This window comes from Collimonas fungivorans (assembly GCF_001584145.1).
GTDB lineage: Bacteria > Pseudomonadota > Gammaproteobacteria > Burkholderiales > Burkholderiaceae_D > Collimonas > Collimonas fungivorans.
Genome location: NZ_CP013232.1, coordinates 3,320,842 through 3,341,467 on the forward strand (window position 1 = coordinate 3,320,842; position 20,626 = coordinate 3,341,467).

18 protein-coding genes are annotated in these 20,626 nt (G+C 61.0%); 10 read left to right on the forward strand and 8 right to left on the reverse strand.

The genetic code is table 11. From position 1 onward, the window contains the following. Nucleotides 1-46: 46 nt before the first annotated feature. Nucleotides 47-1,747, reverse strand: coding sequence for a urocanate hydratase (hutU, locus tag CFter6_RS14130; protein WP_061540475.1), 1,701 nt, complete (start codon nt 1,745-1,747; stop codon nt 47-49). A gap of 246 nt (nt 1,748-1,993) precedes the next feature. Between hutU and hutC the strand changes: the two genes are divergently transcribed. From hutC to CFter6_RS14145, 3 genes are all read left to right on the forward strand, one after another. Beyond that, nucleotides 1,994-2,704 (forward strand): histidine utilization repressor, encoded by a 711-nt coding sequence (hutC, locus tag CFter6_RS14135; RefSeq protein ID WP_061540476.1) that lies wholly within the window; start codon nt 1,994-1,996, stop codon nt 2,702-2,704. A gap of 70 nt (nt 2,705-2,774) precedes the next feature. Next, the gene (locus CFter6_RS14140; RefSeq protein ID WP_061540477.1) at nt 2,775-4,253 is read left to right on the forward strand and encodes an MFS transporter; all 1,479 of its coding nucleotides are present in this window, start codon (nt 2,775-2,777) and stop codon (nt 4,251-4,253) included. Continuing rightward, nucleotides 4,250-5,053: a ferredoxin--NADP reductase gene (locus tag CFter6_RS14145; protein WP_061540478.1), complete on the forward strand. Its 804-nt coding sequence runs from the start codon at nt 4,250-4,252 to the stop codon at nt 5,051-5,053. Before CFter6_RS14140 ends, CFter6_RS14145 begins: the two co-directional genes overlap by 4 nt. A gap of 1 nt (nt 5,054) precedes the next feature. Here the strand turns inward: CFter6_RS14145 and CFter6_RS14150 are convergent, their stop codons facing one another. From CFter6_RS14150 to CFter6_RS14165, 4 genes are read right to left on the reverse strand one after another with little or no spacing between them, the layout of a single operon-like run. Next, nucleotides 5,055-5,747, reverse strand: a complete 693-nt coding sequence (locus CFter6_RS14150; RefSeq protein WP_205631397.1) for an ABC transporter ATP-binding protein — start codon at nt 5,745-5,747, stop codon at nt 5,055-5,057. After that, nucleotides 5,744-6,517, reverse strand: a complete 774-nt coding sequence (locus tag CFter6_RS14155; protein ID WP_061540479.1) for an ABC transporter ATP-binding protein — start codon at nt 6,515-6,517, stop codon at nt 5,744-5,746. Before CFter6_RS14155 ends, CFter6_RS14150 begins: the two co-directional genes overlap by 4 nt. Then, nucleotides 6,514-7,569, reverse strand: a complete 1,056-nt coding sequence (locus tag CFter6_RS14160) for a branched-chain amino acid ABC transporter permease (RefSeq protein WP_236904273.1) — start codon at nt 7,567-7,569, stop codon at nt 6,514-6,516. The genes CFter6_RS14155 and CFter6_RS14160 overlap by 4 nt, the downstream gene beginning before the upstream one ends. A gap of 28 nt (nt 7,570-7,597) precedes the next feature. Then, nucleotides 7,598-8,542 (reverse strand): branched-chain amino acid ABC transporter permease, encoded by a 945-nt coding sequence (locus CFter6_RS14165; RefSeq protein ID WP_061540481.1) that lies wholly within the window; start codon nt 8,540-8,542, stop codon nt 7,598-7,600. Nucleotides 8,543-8,733: 191 nt separating this feature from the next. Here CFter6_RS14165 and CFter6_RS14170 point away from each other — a divergent pair, with 191 nt between their 5' ends. From CFter6_RS14170 to CFter6_RS14190, 6 genes are all read left to right on the forward strand, one after another. Continuing rightward, nucleotides 8,734-9,348, forward strand: coding sequence for a DUF2239 family protein (locus tag CFter6_RS14170; protein WP_061540482.1), 615 nt, complete (start codon nt 8,734-8,736; stop codon nt 9,346-9,348). 65 nt (nt 9,349-9,413) lie between these two features. Further along, a complete protein-coding gene (locus tag CFter6_RS14175) occupies nt 9,414-10,928 on the forward strand; it encodes a protein adenylyltransferase SelO (protein WP_150118770.1) in 1,515 nt (504 codons plus the stop codon). Between the two features lie 15 nt (nt 10,929-10,943). After that, nucleotides 10,944-11,342: a peptide-methionine (R)-S-oxide reductase MsrB gene (msrB, locus tag CFter6_RS14180; protein WP_014006380.1), complete on the forward strand. Its 399-nt coding sequence runs from the start codon at nt 10,944-10,946 to the stop codon at nt 11,340-11,342. Nucleotides 11,343-11,384: 42 nt separating this feature from the next. Further along, nucleotides 11,385-12,017 (forward strand): septation protein A, encoded by a 633-nt coding sequence (locus CFter6_RS14185; RefSeq protein ID WP_061540483.1) that lies wholly within the window; start codon nt 11,385-11,387, stop codon nt 12,015-12,017. Beyond that, the gene (locus CFter6_RS25135) at nt 12,001-12,315 is read left to right on the forward strand and encodes a BolA family protein (protein ID WP_082814788.1); all 315 of its coding nucleotides are present in this window, start codon (nt 12,001-12,003) and stop codon (nt 12,313-12,315) included. The genes CFter6_RS14185 and CFter6_RS25135 overlap by 17 nt, the downstream gene beginning before the upstream one ends. A gap of 83 nt (nt 12,316-12,398) precedes the next feature. Then, complete coding sequence (locus CFter6_RS14190) at nt 12,399-13,178, forward strand: peptidylprolyl isomerase (RefSeq protein ID WP_041741900.1); 780 nt, start codon at nt 12,399-12,401, stop codon at nt 13,176-13,178. Between the two features lie 183 nt (nt 13,179-13,361). Here CFter6_RS14190 and purL read toward each other — a convergent pair whose 3' ends face one another. Next, a complete protein-coding gene (gene purL / locus CFter6_RS14195) occupies nt 13,362-17,366 on the reverse strand; it encodes a phosphoribosylformylglycinamidine synthase (protein ID WP_061540484.1) in 4,005 nt (1,334 codons plus the stop codon). Nucleotides 17,367-17,552: 186 nt separating this feature from the next. Further along, the gene (locus CFter6_RS14200) at nt 17,553-18,569 is read right to left on the reverse strand and encodes a zinc-binding alcohol dehydrogenase family protein (protein ID WP_061540485.1); all 1,017 of its coding nucleotides are present in this window, start codon (nt 18,567-18,569) and stop codon (nt 17,553-17,555) included. A gap of 124 nt (nt 18,570-18,693) precedes the next feature. Between CFter6_RS14200 and CFter6_RS14205 the strand changes: the two genes are divergently transcribed. Beyond that, nucleotides 18,694-19,590, forward strand: coding sequence for a LysR family transcriptional regulator (locus CFter6_RS14205; protein WP_061540486.1), 897 nt, complete (start codon nt 18,694-18,696; stop codon nt 19,588-19,590). Here the strand turns inward: CFter6_RS14205 and CFter6_RS14210 are convergent. Further along, complete coding sequence (locus CFter6_RS14210) at nt 19,587-20,498, reverse strand: LysR family transcriptional regulator (RefSeq protein WP_061540487.1); 912 nt, start codon at nt 20,496-20,498, stop codon at nt 19,587-19,589. The genes CFter6_RS14205 and CFter6_RS14210 overlap by 4 nt on opposite strands. Nucleotides 20,499-20,626 lie beyond the last annotated feature (128 nt).

Below are 20,626 nucleotides of genomic sequence, written 5' to 3' on the forward strand. Positions count from 1 at the left end.
GGTATATGGCAACGGCGCAGCATTCGTCAGCGCTATCAGCGCAATATCAACGATTAATCATCGGCAGATTCAGCTTATGACGCTTGGCGCATTCGACCGCTGCCTCATAACCGGCATCGGCATGACGCATCACGCCGGAGGCGCAGTCGTTGACCAGCACTCGCGCCAGGCGCTTGGCGGCTGCCTCGGTGCCATCGGCGACGATCACCATGCCGGCGTGCTGCGAATAACCCATGCCGACCCCACCGCCGTGATGCAGCGAAACCCAGGTGGCGCCGCCGGAAGTATTCAGCAAGGCGTTCAGCAACGGCCAGTCGGAAACCGCATCGGTGCCATCCTTCATGCTTTCGGTTTCGCGGTTCGGGCTGGCGACCGAACCGGTATCCAGGTGGTCGCGGCCAATCACGATTGGTGCCTTCAGTTCACCGGTGCGCACCATTTCGTTGAACGCGAGGCCGGCGATATGGCGCTCACCCAGTCCCAGCCAGCAGATCCGCGCCGGCAAGCCCTGGAAGGAGATGCGTTCGCGCGCCATGTCCAGCCAGCGGTGCACATGTTTGTTTTGCGGGAACAGTTCCTTGATCTTGGCGTCGGTCTTGTAGATATCTTCGGGATCGCCGGACAGCGCGACCCAGCGGAACGGTCCCTTGCCTTCGCAAAACAACGGCCGGATATAGGCCGGCACGAAACCGGGGAAATCGAAGGCGTTCTTGACGCCCTGGTCGAATGCAACCTGGCGGATATTGTTGCCGTAGTCGACGGTCTTGATGCCCATCGCATGGAAATCCAGCATCGCTTGCACGTGCTGCGCACAGGATTGCGCAGCATCGGCAGTCAGCCTGGCTTGCTGCGACGGATCGTGCTGCGCGTCTACCCATTGCTCGACGCTCCAGCCTATCGGCAGGTAACCGTTGATCAGGTCGTGCGCGGAAGTCTGGTCGGTCACCAGGTCTGGCTTGATGCCGCCGGCCTTGGCGCGCCTGACCAGTTCCGGCAGCACTTCGGCGGCATTGCCGAGCAAGCCGATGGAAATCGCTTCCTTGCGTTCGGTATGGTATTTGATCAGCTCCAGCGCATCGTCCAGGTTCTTGGCCTGCTTGTCGAGATAACGTGTGCGCAGGCGGAAATCGATGCTGGACTGCTTGCATTCGATCGTCAGCGAGGCAGCGCCGGCCAGGGTCGCCGCCAGCGGCTGGGCGCCGCCCATGCCGCCGAGGCCGGCGGTCAGTATCCAGCGTCCCGCCAGGTCGCCGCCGAAATGCTGGCGCCCGGCTTCGGCAAAGGTTTCAAACGTGCCCTGCACGATGCCTTGGCTGCCGATGTAGATCCAGCTGCCGGCAGTCATCTGGCCATACATGAACAAGCCCTTGCGGTCGAGTTCGTTGAAATGTTCCCAGTTGGCCCATTTCGGCACCAGGTTGGAATTGGCCAGCAGGACGCGAGGCGCATCGGCGTGGGTCTGGAATACGCCTACCGGCTTGCCGGACTGGATCAGCAGGGTCTGGTCGTCGTCCAGGTTGGTCAGCGCCTCGACGATCTTGTCGAAGCAGGCCCAGTCGCGCGCAGCGCGGCCGATGCCGCCGTAGACCACCAGGTCGTTCGGCCGCTCCGCCACTTCCGGATCGAGATTGTTCATCAACATGCGCAGCGGCGCTTCGGTCAGCCAGCTCTTGGCGGTCAGGGTGGTGCCGCGCGCGGCCCGGATGGTGCGGCTAGGGTCGCGCCGCGGATCTGTACTGGTGCTCATGTTGACTCATCTCCTTAAAAATGGCTGCAGACCGATCTTTATCATTAAGATCGCTGGAAAACAAACAGCAAGTTGTATAGTCCAGTAAAATATAATGCCTATACAACTTAGTCAACCGAATTTATGCAAGCAAGTAAAATTTATGTTGACTTCAAGGCCACTTGAACTCGCATACTTGGCTTGTCGGCAACTACGCTGGTAACTGAGTTAGTATCCGTGATGAATTTCTTGAGTAGGAGCCTGCATATGCATGGCGCAACAAACAACAAAGCAGTCCCGGCATTTCAACAGGTCAAGGACCACGTCTTGCAGCAGATACGCAGCGGCGACTGGAAACCAGGCGACCTGATTCCCTCGGAACGCGAACTGATGCTGCAATTCAGCCTGTCGCGCATGACGGTCAACCGCGCCCTGCGCGAACTCACCGACAACCAGATGCTGGTGCGGATCCAGGGTTCGGGCACTTACGTCGCCCCTGGCAAATACCAGTCTACCCTGGTGGAGATACACAGTATCGACGATGAACTGGTGGCGCGCGGCCACCGCTACCGCAGCCAGGTGCTGACGCTGGAAGCCAGCAATGCGCCGGTCGCATTAAAAGCGCTGGGGCTGGAAAACGGGCCGGCCTTTCATTCCGTGATCGTGCATTTTGCCGACGACATCCCGATCCAGCTGGAAGACCGCTACACCAATCCGCAGCTGTTTCCCGATTACCTGCAGCAGGATTTCCACCGGATCACGCCAAATCACTACATGGTGCAGATCGCGCCCCTGGACAAAGCCGAATACGGTATCGAATCGAAGATGCCGGACGCCGCGGTGCGCAAGCTGCTGCAGATGGAAGCCGGCGAACCTTGCCTGCTGCTGTCGCGCCGCACCTGGGTGCGGCAGGCGCTGGCGACTTCGGTCACCTTGTGGCATCCCGGCTCGAGATATCAATTTACCGGCGGATTCTGATCGGCGGCCACAGTAAACTTTCAATCGCCGCGGTAAAATTTCAATCGGAACGCTGCAAACAGGACCATCCATGTCAGTCACCCCTACTGCGCCCGAAGCACCCTCCGCCAGCTGGGCGGACCTGCTGTCGGGGCGCAACGCCTTACGCTCCATCACGCTGGCCGGCGGCATCGGCATGCACGCCACCAACGTCTATATCGTCACTACTATCCTGCCGTCGGTAGTCAGGGATATCGGCGGCCTGGAATACTATGCCTGGGCCACCTCGCTGTTTGTGGTGGCCTCCATCATCGCCGCCGGCCTGGCTTCGCGGCTGGTCGAATGGATCGGCTATCGCCCCGCCTGCCTGCTGGCGTTGCTGGTGTTTTCGCTCGGTTCGGCCGGCTGCGCGCTGGCGCCGCACATGGTATGGCTGCTGCTGGCGCGCACCATCCAGGGTTTCGGCGGCGGCGTGCTGGTGGCGCTGTCCTACGCCATGATCCGGGTGGTGTTTGCGCCGCCTTTGTGGTCGCGCGCCATGGCCTTGATGTCGGGCATGTGGGGGATTTCAACGCTATCCGGCCCCGCCATCGGCGGCATGTTTGCACAGGCCGGCAGCTGGCGCGGTGCATTCTGGTCGCTGCTGCCGGCAGCCGTCATACTCGCGCTGCTGGTGCAGTTCACGTTGAAGGTTCCGGTAGAAACGCGTTCGGAAGAGAAAGCGAACAGCATTCCCATCACGAAAATACTGCTGCTGGCGGCGGCGGTGCTGTCGGTGTCGGCGGCCAGCCTGTTCAGCAGCGCCATCTTCAATATCGGCGGCATCCTGCTCGGCATCGCGCTGGTCGGCCTGATCGCCTGGCTGGAACAGCGTGGTGGCACGCGTTTGCTGCCGACCGGCGCGTTTTCCCTGCGCAGCCGCATCGGCGCCCTGTACGCCACCATGATCTTGATGATCCTGGGACTAACCACCGAAATCTATGTGCCGTATTTCCTGCAGGTGATCCAGGGCCACTCGCCGCTGCTGGCCGGCTACCTGACCGGCATCATGTCCTGCGGCTGGACTTTGGCGGCGCTGCTGTTCTCCAGTTATGGCGGGACCCGCGCGAAATTTGTCATGAAAGCCGGGCCGCTGGTGGTGATCGCGGCATTGCTGGCGCTGTCGTTCATGCTGCCTTCGGCAGCGGCGTTGAACGACTACGGCCTGCTGCCCTTGTGCATCGCGCTGATACTGGTCGGTTTCGGCATAGGCATGGGCATGCCGCACCTGATGGCGAAAATATTGAGCAGCGCGCCCCCGGATGAAGGCAATCTCGCCGCTTATTCGCTCACCACCGTACAATTGTTTGCCACCGCCATCGGCGCCGCCCTGGCCGGCATGGTGACCTCGCTGGCCGGGCTGGCTGACCCGGGCGGTTTGCCCGGCGCCGCAAATGCGGCACAATGGCTGTTCATCTGTTTCGCGGCGGCCCCGCTGCTGGCTTTCTTTACGGTGCGCCAAGCCTTGCGCCCGAACGCCCCGGCCGCCGGCACAGTCCGCGGCGAACAACTACAGGAACCCCTGTCATGAGCAGCTCGCCTCCAAAAACACCGGTTTCCCAGCTCAAGGCCAGTACGGAAACCGTCACTAGCGTGCATTACTGGACCGACAAGCTGCTGTCGTTCCGCACCACGCGGCCGGCCGGCTACCAGTTCACGCCAGGTCAGTTTGCCCGGCTGGGAGTAACGGCCGGCGAGGAAACCCTGTGGCGTGCCTATTCGGTCACCTCGGCGGCGACAGAAGACGAGTTGGAATATTTCCTGGTGCAGGTTCCCGGCGGCTTGTTCACTGAACAGTTGAAAGACCTGAAACCGGGTTACCCGATCCTGGTGGAAAAATTCAGCTACGGCTTCATGACCGTGGACCGGTTTGTAGATGGCGAGGATCTGTGGATGCTGGCCACCGGCACCGGTCTCGGCCCGTTCATCTCAATCCTGCAGGATCCGGCGGTATGGAAAAAATTCCGCAACCTGGTCCTGGTCCATTGTGTCAGGAACACCGAGGAGCTGGCGTACCAGGAGCTGCTGTCCGCGCTGCCGCTGCGCCCGGAACTGGCTGCCGGCGGCGCCAGGCTGCAATTGATACGCTCCACCACGCGCGATCGGCAGGCGGTCGCTCCCGGCAACCTGCAAGGCCGTATCACCACCCTGCTGAGCAGCGGAGAACTGGAAGCCGCGGCAGGCCTGGATATCACGGTGGAGAAATCACGCATCATGATGTGCGGCAATCCTGAAATGATTACCGCCACCCGCGATATCCTGTACCAGCGCGGCCTGCGCCCTTGCCGGCGCGCTGTGCCTGGACAGTTCGTGACGGAAGATTACTGGTAATCTAGATTTCCAGCCATTTCTGCCGTATCTCCGGATTGGCGCGCAATTCGGCCGGCGTCCCGGCAAACACGATCTGCCCGTGCCCCATCACCAGCAGGCGGTCGGAGATTTCCAGCGCGATGCCGAGTTTCTGCTCGACCAGCAATACACCCAGTCCTTGCACCCGCAATGCCAGCAAATGCCGCGCTACCGATTGCACCATATGCGGCGCCAGGCCTTCGGTCGGTTCGTCCACCATGATCAGCCGCGGCTTGCCCATCAGGCTGCGGCACAGGCTGAGCATCTGCTGTTCGCCGCCGGACAGCAAACCGGCAGCCACATGCTGGCGCGCCGCCAGCTGCGGCATCAGCTGCCACATCTCCTCGATCGCCACCCGTTCGCGCTGCTGGCCCAGGAGCAGATTCTGCTGCACCGTCAGCGTCGGAAATACTGCCCGCTCTTCCGGCACGTAAGCCAGGCCGCGCCGGGCAATCTGGAAAGTCTTCAAACCGTTCAGTTCGGCGCCGTTGAAACGCACCGAGCCGTGGCTGCGCAACATGCCCATGAGCGCTTTCAGGGTCGAGGAACGGCCGGCGCCGTTGCGCCCCAGCAGGCTGACGATTTCACCCGCCCTGACGTCAAGATCGACACCGTGCAAGACCTGGCTTTGGCCGTAGAAAGCGTGCAAACCACGCACTTCGAGCAAGGCCGTCATGCTGCCGGCTCCGCTTCGGCGCTGCCGAGATAAGCTGCTTGCACCGCGCGATTGCCGCGGATCGCCGCCGGCGTGTCGCAAGCGATAATCCGGCCCTCGACCAGCACCGCAATCCGGTCCACCAGCCCGAACACTACTTCCATATCGTGCTCGATCATCAGCAAGGTCTTGCCGATGCTGACGCTGCGGATCAGTTCTGCGGCCGCAGCCGATTCGTCCCGGCTCATGCCGGCGGTCGGTTCGTCCAGCAGGATCAGGCCGGCGTCGCCGGCGATCGTGATGCCGATTTCCAGCGCGCGCTGGGCAGCATAGCTGAGGTCTCCGCCCAGGATATCGCGCTGCGCATGCAAACCGCATGACTGCAATACTTCTTCGGTGCGCTGGCTGACGGTACGCAGGGTCGACAAACGGCGCCAGAAGACATTGCGGTAGCCATGCGACGCCAATACGGCGACGCGCAGGTTTTCCCGGACGCTCAATTGCGGGAATATATTGGTAATCTGGAAGCTGCGCGCCAGGCCGAGGCGGTTGACCTGGAATGGACTGAGGCCGCTGATATCGCGGCCATGCAGCAGGATCTCGCCGCGGCTGGCGGCGGTGCGGCCCGAGATGAGGTCGAACAAGGTCGATTTCCCGGCGCCGTTGGGGCCGATCAGAGCCAGCCGTTCACCTTGTTTCAATTGCAGGTCTGCGCCGCGGATGATAGCCGTGTCGCCGAACTGCTTGTGCAGCTTGCGCAGTTCCAGGATAACCAGATCGGTTGCGCTCATAGGCCCGCCGTCCGCCGGTACAGCATTTCAATCAAGAATACGGACCCGCCCGCCAACAGCAGCAGGCCGGCAGAACGCAGCAAAAACGGCAGCAGAAATGACAACGTCAGCCGTCGAACAGAGGCCAGCCGCACCAGAACGCCGGCGATGCCGCCGGGCGCAAACAGCACCACGATCACAAACAGCAAGCCAAGGTACAGCTGCCAGCCTCGCGTATAGGTCGAAAGCAAGGCAGAAAACAGCACGCCGACCAAGGCTCCTATCATCGGCCCGAAGAAATAGCCGGTGCCGCCGATAAAGGTAAACAGCAGGATTTGCGCCGAACGCAGCAAACCCAGGTTTTCGGCGCTGGCGATTTCAAAATTGATGGCGGTCAGCGCGCCGCCGATACCTGCGAAGAACGCCGACAGCATGAACATCAGGTAGCGTACGCGGCGCGGATCATGGCCAATGAAAGCCGCACGTTCCGGGTTGTCGCGCACGGCGTTGGCGATGCGGCCCAGCGGCGTGCGCGTCAGACCGTACATGACGGCGGCGCAGACGAACAGCCAGACGGCGATCAGGTAATACACCTGCAGCTGTGAAGCAAAGTCGATGCCGAACAACGGCGCACCAAGCACGCGATCGGTGCTGATCCCGCTCTCGCCGCCGAACCATGCCGGCAGCATCAAGGCGCCAGCCGCCGCCAGTTCAACCAGCGCCAGGCTGATCATGGACAAGGCAGTACCCGATTTGCGGGTAGTGATAAAACCGAGCACGGCGCCGCACAGCAAACCGGCGCAACCGCCGACCAGCGGCACCAGCGCCAGCGCGGCCGGACTGCCGCCGGCCCAGCGGTTCATCACGTGCACTGCCGCAAAGGCCGCCAGGCCCGCGCACACGGCGTGGCCGAAGGACAGCATGCCGGTCTGCCCGAGCAACATGTTGAAAGAAAGCGCCAGGATCATCATGCTGCCGCACTGCGACAGCAGCGACAGCGCCGCGCTTTGCGGAAACACCCAGGGCGCCGCCAGCAACGCCAGCCCGAACACCAGCCAGATCCACTTTCGCATCAAACGTTTCTCCATCAGCGTTTGCCCATCAGTCGCGCACCCCCGACAAACCGCGCGGACGCAGCAGCATGACTAGCACCAGCAGCAGGTAAGGCAGCACCGGCGCCAGTTGGGCCAGTGTCAGTTGCAGCAGCGGGTAGACCGCTGCATCTGGATCGAGGACTACCCCCCAATGCGCCAGGCCGCCGGCCAGAGATACATCCAGCGCCACCGCATAAGTCTGCAGGATAGCGATCAGCAGCGAGGCCAGGAATGCCCCGCGCAGCGAACCCAGGCCGCCGACCACCACCACCACAAAAATGATGCTGCCGACCCCTGCCGCCATGCCCGGTTCGGTGACAAAGGCATTGCCGCCCACCACTCCCGCCAATCCTGCCAGGCCGCAACCGGCCGCAAATACCAAGGTAAAAATGCGCGGCACGTTGTGCCCGAGCGCTTCGACCATCTGCGGATGGGTCAGAGCCGCCTGGATCAGCAAACCAGTGCGCGAACGCTTCAGCAGCCAGCTCGCGGCTAGCAGGACCAGCAAAGCCAGCAGCATCATGAAGCCGCGACAGATGGGAAATGTGGTCGAATAAAAGGTGAACAGCGGGCCGTCGAGCTGCTTTGGTATCGCATACGGCAGCGCCGATTTGCCCCAGGCCAGTTGCACCAGTTCGACGATGACGTAGGAAAGGCCAAAAGTGAACAACAGCTCCGCCACCTGCCCGTGGCGCCGCACATGGCGCAATCCGAAGCGCTCGACCAGCGCTCCCAGCAGAGCAACCAGCAACGGCGCCAGCAGCAGCGCCGGCCAGAAACCGAGCTTGACACTGATCGCATAGGCGAAATAAGCACCCAGCATGTAAAAACTCGCATGCGCAAAATTCAGCACACCCAGCATGCTGAAAATCAGCGTCAGTCCCGACGACAACAGGAACAGCAGCAAGCCGTAACTGAGGCCGTTCAGCAAAGTGATGAAAGTAAATTCCATTGCGTGGGATTATATGAAGCGGTAACGATAGGCGGTCCGGCATTCTACCGGTTTGCCGGCCACCGGTTTGCCGGCCACCGGTTCGCCGGCCGCCGACGAACCGGCAGGCTCGATATTTTTACCAAGGTAATATTGACATCAAAATTAAACCCGGGTAATATTTATCAATCTACACAATCCATGAGAAACAGATGAGCACAGTTACCCCACACCCGGTCATCGCTTTTGCCGGCGCCCAGCGCATCGCTTCCGGCCAGCTGGCGCTGGTGGCCTTGAAAGCAAAAGAACTGCTCGACAGGAACGACGCGGCAACCATCCTGATTTTCGACGACATCACCAGCGAACAGGTCGAGGTCGATTTCCGCGGCAGCGCCGAGCAGGTATTGCAGCGCCTGTCGGCGACCGAAGCCGTGGCTGCCGCGGCAGAACATCCCCCCTGCGCACCGGAAACGGCGCGCGGCCCGGGACGCCCTAAACTGGGCGTGGTCGGCCGCGAGGTCACCCTGCTGCCGCGTCATTGGGATTGGCTCAACCAGCAATCGGGTGGCGCTTCGGTAGCGCTGCGCAAATTGGTCGAGGAGGCAAAACGCCGCAGCGAAGAGCGCGACCAGGTACGCAAGGCGCAGGAATCGGCCTACCGCTTCATGTCGGCCATGGCCGGCAACCAGGTCAATTTTGAAGAAGCGACACGTGCCTTTTTTGCCGGGGACCAGCTGCGCTTCGAGGAATTGAGCGAGGCCTGGCAGATAGACATTCGCGACCATGCCAGGACCCTGGCCGCCCGGGCCTTCGTCTCGGCTGAATAAAACAGGCGTTGGGCAGCCGTGCGATACTTGAGCTTTCCCTTCTCGCCATCAGGATCAACGCTGTCATGAACAACCGCCTGGCTTTCCCCGAAGCGCCCGGAATCGAACATCTGCGCTTCGCCAACGCATTTGCCAACTCACTTGCCAGCGCATCTGCCGACTCGCCCGCCGCCTACACCAAGCTGGCGCCGACGCCGCTGCCTGCACCTTATCTGGTCGCCGCCAGCGAGCAGGCGGCGCAACTGATCGGGCTGGCGCCGGCGGCAAGCACCAGCGATGATTTCATCCAGATTTTTTCCGGCAACCGCGCCGCCGCCGATTCGCAGCCTTTAGCGGCAGTCTATTCCGGCCACCAGTTCGGCGTCTGGGCTGGACAACTGGGCGACGGCCGCGCCATCCTGCTGGGCGACGTTGCCGCCAGCGGCGGCGGACGGCTGGAATTGCAGCTCAAGGGTTCGGGGTCGACCCCTTATTCACGCATGGGCGACGGCCGCGCCGTGCTGCGCTCGTCGATCCGCGAATACCTGTGCTCGGAAGCCATGGCCGCGCTCGGCATTCCTACTTCGCGTGCGCTGTCGGTGATCGGTTCGGACCAGCTGGCGATGCGCGAGCGGCCGGAAACCACTGCGGTGGTGACGCGCATGGCGCCTAGCTTCGTGCGCTTCGGCTCGTTCGAGCACTGGTATTACAACAACCGCCCAGAACAACTGAAAACCCTGGCCGACTATGTAATCGCCACTTTTTACCCGGAATTGCAGGCGGCCGCCAATCCCTGCCAGGCGCTGCTAGCCGAAGTAACCCGCCGCACCGCCCATCTGATGGCGCAGTGGCAGGCGGTCGGTTTCATGCACGGCGTGATGAACACCGACAATATGTCGATCCTCGGCCTGACCCTGGATTACGGCCCGTTCGGTTTCATGGAAGCTTACGACCCGCGCCATATCTGCAACCATACCGACCAACAGGGCCGTTATGCTTACAACCAGCAGCCGCAGATCGGCCACTGGAACTGCTTCGCCCTAGGCCAGGCGCTGCTGCCGCTGATCGGCAGCGTCGAGGAAACCGAAGCTGCGCTGAGCAATTACCAGGCCTTGTACGGTGCAAAACTGGATGAATTGCTGCACGCCAAACTTGGCTTGTTGACCCGCCAGCCCGCCGACGACAAGCTGCTGGACGCCATGTTTGCCCTGATGCAGGGCAGCCACGTCGATTTCACCCTGTTTTTCCGCCGGCTCGGCAATCTGCGCCTGGACGGCAGCGGCAGCGAAGCCTTGCGTGATCTGTTCATCGACCGTGCAGCGTTCGACGCCTGGGCGTTACAATACCGGGCGCGCCTGAAACTGGAAAACAGCCAGGATCACAGCCGCAAGCTTGTCATGGATGCAAGCAACCCCAAATACGTATTGCGAAACTATTTGGCGCAGACAGCTATCGAACGAGCCCAGGAGAAAGACTTCTCGGAAGTCAGGAAACTGCAGCAGATTCTTGAAAAACCGTTTGACGAACAGCCGCAGCATGCACAGTACGCCGAATTGCCGCCGGACTGGGCACGCGGACTGGAAGTCAGTTGTTCGTCTTAGATTGGATCAAACGATATGAGCAGCAAAGTCATCAAAACCGACGCCGAATGGCGCAGCGAGCTGGAACCGATGGAATACGAGGTGACCCGCCACGCCGCCACCGAACGGGCGTTCACCGGCAAGTTCTGGGATCATCACGAACACGGCGTGTATACCTGCGTGTGCTGCAACACGCCCTTGTTCGAATCGGACGCCAAGTTCGATTCCGGCTGCGGCTGGCCGAGTTATTTCAAGGCCATCAATCCCGACAACGTCGAAGAGCGCGTTGACCGCAGCCATGGCATGATGCGCACTGAAATTTTATGCAAGGTGTGCGACGCCCATCTCGGCCATGTATTCCCGGACGGGCCGCCGCCCACCGGCCTGCGCTACTGCATCAATTCGGCATCGCTGCGTTTTGATCCGGCCGGCTGAAGCACCGGCCATCATTTATCCTGACTGAAAGCAAAAACACACATGAAGTTCCTGTTCGACCTGTTCCCGGTAATCCTTTTCTTCGGCATCTTCAAATGGAGCGAAGGCAACGCCGATGCCGCGCAAGCGCTGGCCAGCCAGTACCTGTCGGGTTTTGTCTCCGGCGGCGTGGTGACAGTGGCGCAAGCGCCGGTGCTGCTGGCGACCGCGGTGGCGATCGTCGCCACGGTGGCGCAAATCGGCTACCTGCTGCTGCGCCGGAAAAAAGTCGATGCGATGCTGTGGGTATCGCTGCTCATCATCTGCGTGTTCGGCGGCGCCACCATCTACTTCCATAACGATACCTTCATCAAATGGAAGCCGACCGTGCTCTACTGGGCGTTTGCGGTGGTGCTGCTGGTCAGCCAGCTGCTGCTCAAGAAAAACCTGATCCGCACCATGATGGAAAAGCAGCTGGCCCTGCCCGACCCGATCTGGCAACGCGTCGGTTTTGCCTGGATCGCCTTCTTCATCGCCATGGGCTGCCTGAACCTGTACATCGCCTTCAATTTCCCGACCGCGACCTGGGTCAACTTCAAGCTGTTCGGCGGCATGGGACTGATGTTCGCTTTCGTGATCGGCCAAAGCATCCTGCTCTCCAAATACATCAAGGACCCAGATGAACCCAAGGCTTGATACCATTCGTAACAAATTGACAGCAACACTTGCACCATTGGAATGTATAGTTGAGGACGAGTCGGCGCTGCATGTGGGACACGCCGGCGCGGCCTCAGGCGGCGGACACTATAAAGTACGGATAGTTTGCGCAGTTTTTGAAGGCCAAAACCGCTTAAATCGGCATAGGCTGGTGTATGATTGCTTGGCTGATATGATGCATACAGAAATCCATGCACTGGCTATCACTGCCTTGGCACCATCTGAAACTAAAGCTGCGGAACTTAAGCTGCATGTACATAGTGATCTTAAAGAATAATTGCCCTTCAAACATACTTCAGTTATTCTGCCTTTGCCTCGCATTGATTTATTAACAACCTCCCCCAAATTTAGGATTTGATAATGACATTTAAACCTTCACGTTTACTGGTGGTACTTTTTGCAGCTGCTACATTGCCTGTTATGGCACAAAACCTTGCAGTCGTGAATGGTAAGGCAATCCCTTCGTCGCGCGCCGACATGATGGTCAAGCAATTGTCCGCACAAGGCGGCCAGGCCGATACCCCGGAACTGCGCAACATGGTCAAGGACGAACTGATCAACCGTGAAGTGCTGATCCAGGAAGCCGACAAGCTGGGCCTGGGCAATAACGCCGACGTCAAGGCGCAAGCCGACATCGCCCGCCAGTCGATCCTGATCCGCGCCCTGGTTGCCGACTTCGTCAAGAAGAACCCGATCAAGGATGCCGACATCCAGGCTGAATACGACAAGTTCAAGGCACAGGCTGGCGACAAGGAATATCACGCACGCCACATCCTGGTCGAAAACGAAGCCGATGCAAAATCCATCATCACCAAGCTGAAAGCCGGCGGCAAGTTTGAAGACCTGGCCAAGCAATCGAAAGATCCAGGTTCGGCAGCCAACGGCGGCGACCTCGGCTGGGCGACTCCAGCTTCTTTCGTCAAGCCTTTCTCCGACGCGCTGGTGGCTTTGAAGCCAGGTCAACTGACCGAAACGCCGATCAAGACCCAGTTCGGCTACCACGTGATCAAGCTGGAAGAAGTACGCGCAGCCAAGATCCCTACCCTGGCTGAAGTCAAACCGCAAATCACCGAAGCGCTGCAACAGAAGAAGCTGCAAGCTTACCAGGCTGATCTGCGCGCCAAAGCCAAGGTGCAATAAGACCCCGGCAGCAGCAAAACCGCAGTCAATAAAAAAGCGCTCCTCGGAGCGCTTTTTTTATGTCATGTAGGGTGGGTACCTGTGCCCACGCAGAACGCCGATCGTCGAGGAGCGAATACAGCGTGGGCAAAAGAACCTGCCCACCCTGCTCCACCTGCTTCGACCAGGCAGGTTACAGAAAGATTACCCCACCCACTTGCGCGCATTGCGGAACATGCGCATCCATGGCGAATCCTCGCCCCACGACTCAGGGTGCCACGATTGCTGCACCGTGCGGAACACCCGTTCGGCGTGCGGCATGCAGACCGTGAAGCGGCCGTCCGGCGTGGTCACCGCAGTGATGCCTTGCGGCGAACCGTTCGGATTGTACGGATAAGCTTCGGTCACCTGCCCCTTGTTATCGGTAAAGCGCATGGCCACGAGCGCTTCCTGGATATCGCCGGTTTGCGAGAAATCGGCGAAACCTTCGCCATGGGCGATGGCGATGGCGCTTTGGGTGCCGGCCATGTCCTGGAAGAAGATCGATGGCGACGACTCGACCTGCACCATGGAGAAGCGCGCTTCGAATTTCTCCGACTTGTTGCGGGTGAACTTCGGCCACGCCTGGGCGCCTGGAATGATGGCTTTCAGGTTGCTCATCATCTGGCAACCGTTACAGACGCCGAGCGCAAAGGTGTCGCCGCGCTGGAAGAACAGCGAGAACTGCTCGGCCAGCTTGGTGTTGAACAGGATGGTCTTGGCCCAGCCCTCGCCAGCGCCCAGCACGTCGCCGTAGGAAAAACCGCCGACGGCGATGAAACCCTTGAAATCGTCCAGCCTGGCACGGCCGGCGATCAGGTCGCTCATGTGGACGTCGACCGCCGAGAAACCGGCCTGGTGCATCACGTAAGCAGTCTCGACATGCGAATTGACGCCCTGCTCGCGCAAGATCGCCACGCGCGGCTTGGCCGCCAGGTTGAGGAAAGGCGCGGCGATATTGTCTTGCTGGTCGAATGGTATCTTTGGCGTGATGCCAGGATCGGCCGCATCCAGGATGCGGTCGTATTCGGCATCGGCGCTGGCCGGATTGTCGCGCAGGCGGGCGATGCGCCAGCTGGTTTCGCTCCACAGGCGCTGCAGGGCGATGCGGGGCTGGCTGTAGATGGTCTTGGCGTCGCGGCTGAATTCGATGACGTCGCGCATGTTCGGTTTACCGATGATGTGGCTGCAGGCGCCCAGGTTGAAGCTGCGCAGCACGTTCATGACGTCGGACTTCTGCTCGGCGCGCACTTGCAGCACCGCACCCAGTTCTTCGCTGAACAATGCACGCAAGGTCAGTTCGTTGCGGCGCTCGGCTACCTGGCCGGTCCAGTTCTTGGAATCGCCCCAGTCGGCTGCATGCTCGCTTTCCATGGTCAGGATGTCGAGATTGATCGACAAGCCGCTGTGGCCGGCGAACGCCATCTCGCACAAGGAAGTAAACAAGCCGCCGTCGGAACGGTCATGGTAGGCCAGCAGTTTCTGTTCGCTGTTGAGTTGCTGGATGGCGGCGAAGAAAGCTTTCAGGTCTTGCGCGCTGTCGACATCCGGCGTTTCATTGCCGATCTGCTGCATCACCTGGGTCAGCGCCGAGGCGCCCATGCGGTTCTTGCCGCGGCCAAGGTCGACCAGGATGATGGCGGTGTCGCCGAGATCGGTGCGCAGCTGCGGCGTCAATGAGCGGCGCACATCGCTTACCGGCGCAAAGGCGGAAACGATCAGCGACACCGGTGAAGTCACGGCCTTGGCCTGGCCCTCATCTTTCCAGGTAGTGCGCATCGACAGCGAATCCTTGCCGACCGGGATGCTGATGCCCAGCGCCGGGCACAGCTCCATGCCGATCGCCTTGACGGTATCGAACAAGGCTGCGTCCTGGCCAGGCTGGCCGCAGGCGGCCATCCAGTTGGCGGACAGCTTGACGTCGGAAATATCGGCAATCGCTGCCGCGGCAATATTGGTCAAGGCTTCGCCCACCGCCATGCGACCCGATGCGGCGGCGTTGATGACCGCCAGCGGAGTGCGCTCGCCCATCGCCATTGCTTCGCCCAGGTAACCTTCGAAACTCATGCTGGTTACCGCGCAGTCGGCCACCGGGATCTGCCATGGGCCGACCATCTGGTCGCGCACCGAAGTCGCGCCCACGGTGCGGTCGCCGATGGTGATCAGGAAGGACTTGTCAGCCACTGCCGGCAGTTTCAGCACGCGCTGCGAAACTTCCAGCAGGTCCATGCCGGTCAGGTCGACCGCCGGCAGCACCGGATCGACGTGCTTGACGTCACGCAGCATTTTTGGCGGCTTGCCGAGCAAGACATCCATCGGCATGTCGACCGGGTTATTGTCGTGTTGTGGATCGATGACCTTCAACTGGCGCTCTTCGGTGGCGGTGCCGACCACGGCAAACAGGCAGCGCTCGCGCTGGCAGAAGTATTCGAACAGCGGCAGGCTTTCCGGTGCAATCGCCAGGACATAACGTTCCTGCGATTCATTGCTCCAGATTTCCTTGGGCGCCATGCCGCTTTCTTCCAGCGGCACCTTGCGCAAGTCGAAAATCGCACCGCGCTTGGCGTCGTTGGTGATTTCCGGGAAGGCGTTCGACAAGCCGCCGGCGCCGACATCGTGGATGGAGAGGATAGGATTCTTGTCATCCATGGCCCAGCAGGCATTGATGACTTCCTGCGCGCGCCGTTCCATTTCCGGATTGCCGCGCTGGACCGAATCGAAATCCAGGTCCGCCGTGTTGGAACCGGTCGCCATCGACGACGCCGCGCTGCCGCCCATGCCGATGCGCATGCCGGGACCGCCCAGCTGCACCAGCAGGCTGCCGACCGGCAGCTCGTTCTTCTTGGTGTGTTTGTCGGAAATGCTGCCGATGCCGCCGGCGATCATGATCGGCTTGTGGTAACCCTGCACATTGCCGCCAACATTCTGCTCATACGTGCGGAAATAACCGCCCAGGTTGGGACGGCCGAATTCGTTGTTGAAAGCGGCGCCGCCGAGCGGGCCGTCGATCATGATCTGCAAGGCCGAAGCGATGCGCTCCGGCTTGCTGTACGCTGCTGCGTCGCCTTGGCCGGCGACGGTGACGTCAGCCGAATTCTCCCAGGCTTGCTGCGCATCCGGCAACAACAGGTTGGATACGGTAAAGCCGGTCAGGCCAGCCTTCGGCTTGGCGCCGCGGCCGGTCGCGCCTTCGTCGCGGATCTCGCCGCCGGCGCCGGTGGAGGCGCCAGGAAACGGTGAAATCGCGGTCGGATGGTTGTGCGTCTCGACCTTCATCAAGATATGCGTCAGCTCATCCGAAGCACGGTACGTATTGCCTTCGGCGGCGCCGCGTGCATAGAAGCGCGACACAGTGGCGCCTTCGATGATGGACGAGTTGTCGCTATAGGCGACGATGGTGCCCTTGGGCGCCAGCTGGTGGGTGTTCTTGATCATCGCGAACAAGGACTTGTCCTGCGCTGCGCCGTCGATGATCCAGTCGGCGTTGAAAATCTTGTGGCGGCAATGTTCGCTGTTGGCTTGCGCGAACATCATCAGCTCGACGTCGGTCGGATTGCGCTTGGCGCTGGTGAAAGCGTTCAGCAGATAATCGATCTCGTCATCCGACAGCGCCAGGCCCAGTTCGCTGTTGGCGTGTTCCAGCGCTGCCTTGCCGCCTGCCAGCAGGTCGATGAAGGCCAGCGGCTTGGCGTCCAGCTCACGGAACAGACCGGCCGCCTGTTCGGCGCTGCGCAATACGGTTTCGGTCATGCGGTCGTGCAGCACGTCGGCGATGGCGCGCACGCTGTCGTCGTTGAGCTTCTTGGCGCCGCCCAGCAAACCGCTCTTCAGCTTGACCTGGTAGGCGATACCGCGTTCGATGCGCTTGATATGCGCCATGCCGCAGTTATGGGCGATGTCGGTGGCTTTGCTGGCCCACGGCGAAATGGTGCCGAAACGCGGGATCACTATGAACTCTTCGCCGCCGTCGCCCGCGGTGAACGGATCGCCGTAGGTCAGCAAGGCGTTCAGGCGGCCGATATCGTCCTCGCTGAGTGCAGTCGAAGCGTCGACAAAATGGTCGAAACGCCCTGTCACTTCGACGACATTGCTGTCGATCGCTTGTAACTGGGCTAGAAGACGTTGGGAACGGAAGGCAGGAAGGGCGTTGGAACCGGGCAAAATCAACATGGCGTGGGGGGAGTTGATGCAGCGTGGCTGCGGGTTAAATCAGAAGCCGTCATTATACAGTGCTGCCCCGCCTGCCGCCCCCTGAACTGATGACAAAATCACCTTGCCGCAACGCGTAAAAGGCGCAATGGGCCAAACACGCGCAAGCGTCCCCGGCTCATCGTTGCAATTAAGACAATTTTAGCCTTAGAAGTCCTTGAGGACGATCTTGCCAATCGCCCGCCCGCCTTCCAGCGTGGCGTGGGCTAACCGCAGGTTGGCGGCGTTAATCGGCGACAAGACCTGATTCACCGTGGTGACAATCACCTGCTTGTCGATCAGGCGCGCCACCTGGTCCAGCAGGTTGCCCTGCTGCTGCATGTCGGCAGTCTGGAACATCGAGCGGGTAAACATGAATTCCCAGATGAAGCCGGCGCTCTTGGCTTTCAGCAAGCTGACATCAAGCGGCGCATCGTTTTCGACGATGGTGCAGATCATGCCTTGCGGGGCTATTGCTGCGGCGGCGGCCGGGAAATGGCGGTCGGTGTCGTTCAGGATCAGCACATAGTCGACGTTGTCGAAGCCTTGCTGCTTGAGCTGCGCCGGCAGGTCGCCGAAATGGTTGATGACATGTTGCGCACCCAGTTCGCGCACCCATTTTTCCGACTCGGGCCGCGATGCCGTGGCGATCACCTTCAGGCCGGCGACCTTGACCGCCAGCTGGATCGCAATCGAGCCGACACCGCCGGCGCCGCCTATGATCAGGATGGATTTGGCCGACGCAGCCGCTGCGGGCGGCACATGCAGGCGCTCGAACAATGCTTCCCAGGCGGTGATCGTGGTCAGCGGCAAGGCGGCGGCCTGCTCGAAAGACAGCGATTGCGGCATGTTGCCGACGATGCGTTCGTCGACCAGCTGGAATTCGCTGTTGCTGCCGGGCCGGGTGATATCGCCCGCATAAAACACCCGGTCGCCGACCTTGAAACGGCTCACCTCAGGCCCGACCGCCTGCACTACGCCGGCGGCATCCCAGCCCAGCACGCGCGGCTTTTTTTCGATGGTGTCCTTGGGCGCCCGCACCTTGACGTCGACCGGATTGACGCCGATGGCCTTGATCTCGACCAGCAGGTCGCGGCCCTGCGGCGCCGGCTTGTCGAGCTGGACGTCGAGCAGCGATTCGGGGTTGTCGATAGGCAGGTATTGGGTTAAGGCGATGGCTTTCATTTACGGACTCCTGAGGATAACGACAGATTCACTATGAATCCGGTCTAATGACAATCATTATGATAATGTTGAATTATTTTATAAATAGCCTGATATTTGATTCACTTTCAATCAAAGTTTGATAATGTATTCAACCACCGACCTCCAGCTTTTCATTCACACCGCCGACCTCGGCAGCCTGTCGAATGCAGCGCGCCAGCTCGACCTGCTGCCGGCCACCGCCAGCGCCAGCCTGAAGCGGCTGGAGCAGCAGCTCAACGCCAGGCTGTTCGTGCGCTCGACCCGCAGCATGCGGCTGACGCCGGAGGGGACCTTGTTCCTGGAATACAGCCGGCAGGCGCTGGCCCTGCTGCAGGAAGGCCAGGCCCTGCTCACCGCCGGCGGCCCTGTGAGCGGCCACCTGCGGCTGTCGATGCCGTCCGATGTCGGCCGCAATGTGCTGCTGCCCTGGCTCGACGCCTTCCAGGAAAACCATCCGCAGGTCACCCTGTCGCTGCAGTTTTCCGACCGCGTGGTGGACCTGTTCCGCGATCCGGTCGATGTCGCTTTCCGCTACGGTCCGCTGGACGACTCGACCCTGGTCTCACAGATACTGGCCCCCAGCCGCCGGGTGGCGGTAGCGGCGCCCTCCTACCTGGCCCGGCACGGCAGGCCAGCCGTGCCAAAAGACCTGGCAAGCCATAACTGCCTGCTGTATTACCTGCAGCACGGCCTGTTCAACAACTGGCGCTTTTACTCCGGCAAGACTGCGGTCGACGTCAAGGTGCGCGGCGACCGCATGACCGACGACGCCGCCATTGCGCGCGCCTGGGCGATCGCCGGCATCGGCATCGCCTATAAATCGTGGCTGGATGTGCGGCAGGACGTGGCCGACGGCCGCCTGGAAATCATCCTGGAACAGTTCGTGGGCGAAGAAACCCCGCTCAGCATGGTGTATCCGCACCGCAGCAGCATGTCGCCCTCGCTGCGCGCCTTGCTGGCCTTCCTGCGCGCGCAGTTCGCCGCGCTAACGGGGCCTTAATCCGGCGCTTTGAATGATCCGGCGTCGCGGCCGAAATGCTCGACCACGAACTCGATGAACGATGTCAGCTTGGGCGTCATCTTGCGGTTGGAGGCCACCACGATGTGCATGGGGCGGTGCTCCAGTTCATAGCCACCCAGCAGGCGCCGCAGCCGTCCAGCCGCAATTTCGCCGCACAGCAGGGCTTCCGGCTGCATGATGATGCCGATGCCGTTGAGGGCGGCGGTGCGCAGGGCCAGGCCGTTGTTGGCGCGGAAGTTGCCGTGCACTTCTATCTCCTGTTCGACGCCGTCCCTGGAAAAGCGCCAGCGGTTGTAATGGTTGCCATGGACGAAACTCATGCAGTTGTGGCCGCGCAATTGCTGCGGCGTCTGCGGCGTACCGCAACGCGCCAGGTATTCCGGCGCCGCGCACACCAGCGCCCGGTATGGCTGCAAAGGCCGCGCCACCAGGGTCGAATCGGGCAGCGCGCCAATCCGGATCGCCACCTCGAAGCCCTCCTCCACCAGGTCGACCACGCGGTCATTCAGGGACAGGTCGAGTTCGACATCGGGATAACGCTCCAGGTAGGCGCGCACCACGGCAGCCAGCATCTGGCCACCGAAGGTGGCGGGCGCGGTCACCCGCAACACGCCACGCGGCAACAGCTGCATCTGCTTGACCGAAGCGTCAGCCGCCTCGATTTCCAGCAAGGCCTGCTTGCAGCGCTCAAAGTACAACTGGCCGATCTCGGTCAGGCTCTGGCGGCGCGTAGTACGGTTCAACAGCCGCACGCCGAGCTGTTCTTCCAGCTGGCGCACGTGCTTGCCCACCATGGTGGGTGAAATCCGGGCTTCTTCCGCCGCCGCGGAAAAACCGCCTTTTTCGACCACGCGGACGAAAATTTGCATGCTGGTCAGTCTGTCCATATGTCCAATTACGCACTATTGGTTTCAAGTAATAGGAATATTACGCTATTTATCCACCATAAAGAAGCAATCATAATGAAGGTCGGATCTATCTCCTTATTTACTCCTTACTTATCTTTTGCGGAGCA

What these genes read in the sequence shown, in the direction of transcription:
- hutU (WP_061540475.1), bottom strand. Translation starts at nt 1,747, where the DNA reads ATGAGCACCAGTACAGATCCGCGGCGCGACCCTAGCCGCACCATCCGG.
- hutC (WP_061540476.1), top strand. Translation starts at nt 1,994, where the DNA reads ATGCATGGCGCAACAAACAACAAAGCAGTCCCGGCATTTCAACAGGTC.
- CFter6_RS14140 (WP_061540477.1), top strand. Translation starts at nt 2,775, where the DNA reads ATGTCAGTCACCCCTACTGCGCCCGAAGCACCCTCCGCCAGCTGGGCG.
- CFter6_RS14145 (WP_061540478.1), top strand. Translation starts at nt 4,250, where the DNA reads ATGAGCAGCTCGCCTCCAAAAACACCGGTTTCCCAGCTCAAGGCCAGT.
- CFter6_RS14150 (WP_205631397.1), bottom strand. Translation starts at nt 5,747, where the DNA reads ATGACGGCCTTGCTCGAAGTGCGTGGTTTGCACGCTTTCTACGGCCAA.
- CFter6_RS14155 (WP_061540479.1), bottom strand. Translation starts at nt 6,517, where the DNA reads ATGAGCGCAACCGATCTGGTTATCCTGGAACTGCGCAAGCTGCACAAG.
- CFter6_RS14160 (WP_236904273.1), bottom strand. Translation starts at nt 7,569, where the DNA reads ATGCGAAAGTGGATCTGGCTGGTGTTCGGGCTGGCGTTGCTGGCGGCG.
- CFter6_RS14165 (WP_061540481.1), bottom strand. Translation starts at nt 8,542, where the DNA reads ATGGAATTTACTTTCATCACTTTGCTGAACGGCCTCAGTTACGGCTTG.
- CFter6_RS14170 (WP_061540482.1), top strand. Translation starts at nt 8,734, where the DNA reads ATGAGCACAGTTACCCCACACCCGGTCATCGCTTTTGCCGGCGCCCAG.
- CFter6_RS14175 (WP_150118770.1), top strand. Translation starts at nt 9,414, where the DNA reads ATGAACAACCGCCTGGCTTTCCCCGAAGCGCCCGGAATCGAACATCTG.
- msrB (WP_014006380.1), top strand. Translation starts at nt 10,944, where the DNA reads ATGAGCAGCAAAGTCATCAAAACCGACGCCGAATGGCGCAGCGAGCTG.
- CFter6_RS14185 (WP_061540483.1), top strand. Translation starts at nt 11,385, where the DNA reads ATGAAGTTCCTGTTCGACCTGTTCCCGGTAATCCTTTTCTTCGGCATC.
- CFter6_RS25135 (WP_082814788.1), top strand. Translation starts at nt 12,001, where the DNA reads ATGAACCCAAGGCTTGATACCATTCGTAACAAATTGACAGCAACACTT.
- CFter6_RS14190 (WP_041741900.1), top strand. Translation starts at nt 12,399, where the DNA reads ATGACATTTAAACCTTCACGTTTACTGGTGGTACTTTTTGCAGCTGCT.
- purL (WP_061540484.1), bottom strand. Translation starts at nt 17,366, where the DNA reads ATGTTGATTTTGCCCGGTTCCAACGCCCTTCCTGCCTTCCGTTCCCAA.
- CFter6_RS14200 (WP_061540485.1), bottom strand. Translation starts at nt 18,569, where the DNA reads ATGAAAGCCATCGCCTTAACCCAATACCTGCCTATCGACAACCCCGAA.
- CFter6_RS14205 (WP_061540486.1), top strand. Translation starts at nt 18,694, where the DNA reads ATGTATTCAACCACCGACCTCCAGCTTTTCATTCACACCGCCGACCTC.
- CFter6_RS14210 (WP_061540487.1), bottom strand. Translation starts at nt 20,498, where the DNA reads ATGGACAGACTGACCAGCATGCAAATTTTCGTCCGCGTGGTCGAAAAA.